This window comes from Fictibacillus sp. NRS-1165 (assembly GCF_050468105.1).
Taxonomy (GTDB): Bacteria; Bacillota; Bacilli; order Bacillales; family Fictibacillaceae; genus Fictibacillus_C; species Fictibacillus_C terrinigri.
The window spans coordinates 1-3,523 of sequence record NZ_JBDPNU010000139.1; the positions used below are offsets into that span (position 1 = coordinate 1).

5 protein-coding genes are annotated in these 3,523 nt (G+C 40.9%); all 5 read left to right on the plus strand.

The annotated features are described in order from the left end of the window. A partial coding sequence (locus ABHN01_RS25135; RefSeq protein ID WP_429877809.1) for a hypothetical protein occupies positions 1 to 420 on the plus strand: 420 nt, incomplete at its 5' end. Between the two features lie 18 nt (positions 421 to 438). After that, positions 439 to 825, plus strand: a complete 387-nt coding sequence (gvpU, locus tag ABHN01_RS25140) for a gas vesicle accessory protein GvpU (protein ID WP_290399128.1) — start codon at positions 439 to 441, stop codon at positions 823 to 825. A 1,028-nt stretch (positions 826 to 1,853) separates the two neighbouring features. Then, a complete protein-coding gene (gvpJ, locus tag ABHN01_RS25145; protein ID WP_429877810.1) occupies positions 1,854 to 2,090 on the plus strand; it encodes a gas vesicle protein GvpJ in 237 nt (78 codons plus the stop codon). 72 nt (positions 2,091 to 2,162) lie between these two features. Then, positions 2,163 to 3,056, plus strand: coding sequence for a gas vesicle protein GvpN (gene gvpN / locus ABHN01_RS25150; protein ID WP_429877811.1), 894 nt, complete (start codon positions 2,163 to 2,165; stop codon positions 3,054 to 3,056). After that, on the plus strand, positions 3,053 to 3,523 hold a 471-nt coding region (locus ABHN01_RS25155), incomplete at its 3' end, for a GvpL/GvpF family gas vesicle protein (RefSeq protein ID WP_429877812.1). The genes gvpN and ABHN01_RS25155, both read left to right, overlap by 4 nt.

The window sequence follows — 3,523 nt, forward strand, 5'->3', positions numbered from 1 at the left end:
ACAGCAAAAAAACTAAAAAATAAAACGGCAGGCTTGTTAAAAATAGAGAATAGTGAAGATCAAGAGAACACAAATGCAAGTAACGAAAAACAAGATCATCAGGAAATAAACCTGCAAGACAATAACGAAGAACAAGATCATCAGGAAGTAAACGCGAAGGACAATAACGATGAACAATTTCAAATCCTTGAATATGAAAATAGAAAACTTAACGAACGCTTAAAATTAATAGAAAAGAAGTTAGAACAGCTAGCCCCATTATCGGAGGAGGAAAAAAATGACGAAGATGTGATTGTGGATCGGGATGAAAAAGACGAGCAGCGCCCCCTAAAAGTAAGCTCAAAAAATAAACGTATTAAAAACGATAAAAAACCAAAAGAATTCACTATTTCCAGTAATGACGATACATCTTCCAAATAAAACAGCGGGGGTTAAAAGATGAGTACAGACAGTATCCTTGAATTTTTTGTAAAAGCTTCCAATAAATACGGATTTTCATTGGATATAACGTTAAATGTTAATGGAGCTGTTATCTCTGGAACGACGATTTCTGCACAAGAGTATTTGGAAGCATTAGGGGAAGCATTTGAAAACGGCAATGAAGTATCACAAGCAATAAGTGAACGGCTCATTCAATCAAGTGAAGCGATTGAAGAGGGAAATGAAGACAACTTGAATGATTTACACTTTATTCATTTAAAAAATGCACAGATTTATTGTGGAGAAAATAAAATGGCCTCGTCTAAAAATAAAGTGCTATGGAGAGGAAGTTTAGATCAAGTCAATGGCTTCTTTCTTGGTAAAATTACTGAGAGCAAGAAATAAAATGAGGATGAAAGTAAAACAATAAAATCCTGGAGTGCAGAATAAATGACGCACCATTCCGCCCTTCCTTTGTTTCCGCTTTTCTTTGTTTATGTGAGTTGTTATGATGGTTTTGTTCACAGCAACATCATTCAGAAATCTGATCATGTGGAGTAGAAGGCACCTGGAAGACTAATACGCCCTCTTAAAGGAGGGCGTATTTAGCTTTTATTCATTGACTATTCGTAAAGTTTTTAGTGCTACTTATGCCCTTATTTTTGTAGTAGTCCCACCTAGCCCGATTTCCATGGGAACTTCCCGTAGAGGAACCACCGGTCCTCGCCCTTGTTTTGAACGTAGTATTGCTGTTAAGTATGTTCGGCAAAAAATGTGCTGGGTGGGTGTGAGGGGGATGTACATGTTGTCCATGTGGCCAATGGATATGGTGGGGATCATGAACATGATAGGGATGATGTCCATGCGGCCATTTAGCGTGCTGTGTAGTGATGCTGACTATGTTTGGCTACTATGATGATTATGTTGTTGTACCGTCACTCCTCCTGGAATCCCTGCGCCTGTCAAATCACCCATAGGATAGAAAAATGGAGAGAACCCACGAAAATGGAAGATCTGGGATTTTCCAAAAAATGTACTTTTCCCATACTTTTCCCATACTCCCAAGTAGAACAAAGGCGAAAAACCTGATGGGAAGCAATGGATTTGATGCCGTGTTTATCGTGCTATCAGCGGTTATTAGTGTGACGGGAATTATTTTTGACGTATGTTTCTTATCGGAAGAGGGATTTGAGGATTTGAATATGAAAGATCTGAAGAGGCTCCTGAGAATGGGGGTCTCTTTTTTTTTTGAAAAAATCTTTTATTCTAGCAAACGCTTGTCCATTCCATTTAACTCTAGCAAACATATACTAATTTACTTCGCCTCTTGGTGAAGGACACTGGTTGGCAAGGGGGCTGTCACCAGATAAATAAATACAGAATAAGCTAAAGAGATTCCCCTTGATTTGCAACTAATGGAAGGAGGGGATTGCATGGCTGCCATTCAAAAGAGTGTAGACTCTTCTAGCTTAGCTGAGGTTATTGACCGTATTTTGGATAAGGGTGTGGTCATTGATTTATGGGCTCGTGTTTCTTTAGTGGGAATTGAGCTGCTGACAATCGATGCCCGTATTGTTATTGCGAGCGTAGATACCTGGCTGCGGTATGCTGAAGCAGTAGGGCTTCTTCAACCAAAAGAAGAAGAAGACAGTGAGCCTGCGCCGCTGTAATAGGTTCTTGAAATGCCGAGGCACTTTTCGCCTTGGCTTTTTATTTTTATTGAAGAAAGGAAGCTGCAGTAGATGAGTAAAAAAGAAGTTCAAGATTCATTTGTAAACACGGTTTTTTTTAACGAGATCGTCTCAAGAACGGTTTTATATTTACGGACAGGCTATCCCGTTCACTTTGTCGGTCCGTCCGGTGTTGGCAAGACTAGCCTTGCTTTTTATGTGGCCAAACAATTAAACAGACCTGTTACCGTCATCCGGGGGCATCATGAAATGTCCAACCAGGACCTGATCGGCCAGTATGTAGGGGTATCGAAAAAACAAGTGGTCGATAACTATATCCATTCTGTGTACAAGAAGGAACAAGAGGTCAAACCCATCTGGATCAATGGACAGCTGATTGAAGCGGTTAAAAAGGGACATGTTGTTATTTATGATGAATTTACACGTTCGCGCCCGAAAACGAATAATATATTTTTATCTCTTCTCGAGGAGAGAGTTCTTCCTGTCTATGGAAACGGAAAGGTAACGGCGATCCCGTGCCACCCTGACTTTTCCGTCATTTTTACAAGCAATCCGGAGGAATACGCAGGAACGTTTCATACCCAGGATGCCTTGATTGACCGATTAATCACGATTCGTTTGAATGCATGCGATGAAAAAACAGAAGCAGCCATTATTCAGCATCGGACAGGAGCCACCGAAAAAGAAGCAGCTGCCGTCTTCAAGCTTGTTAGCCGGCTGCGTATTTATGGAAAAGGACATAGTCCCAGTTTGCGGGCATCACTTATGATTGCTTCCATTGCCAAAAAAGCAGACATCGAGATTTGTCCAAACAATGTGATGTATCAGCGGCTTTGTCTGGATATCCTCCTTCATCATGTCAAGCCGTTTTTTCCTGATGAAGATGAAAGTACAGTCCAGGAACTGATTCTGCAAGAGTGCTTAAGAGAGGATGAAAGTCATTGAGTACAGAAAATGGGATCTACGTTTTTTGTGCCATCGAGGAGAAAGAAAAAAAGTCATTCGGCCGCGTCACCTTAAATGGCCAAGAGTCTGAAGTCTACACCATTCATCATGAAGACATTGCGATGGTCGTATCAAGGGTCAACGGGGAAGTGCTGCCTGACCGCCATAATTTGTTTGCACATCAGCACATGATTTCAGAGATTATGAAGCAATACAGTTTGATTCCAATGAGTTTTGGCAATGTGTTTCATTCGGAGCAGGATGTTCTCTTCATCACCAAGCATTTAACCAAAGATTTTACCGATTTATTCTCTCACCTGGATCACAAGATTGAGGTTGGATTAAAGGTGATTCCCAAGAAAGAATGGATCGACGCTGAGATGAAAAAAGATCCCATACTGAATGAGTGGAAAGGGGCATCAAAGGATCTTTCCGACCCTGCCGCCTTCTATGACCGCATTCAGCTC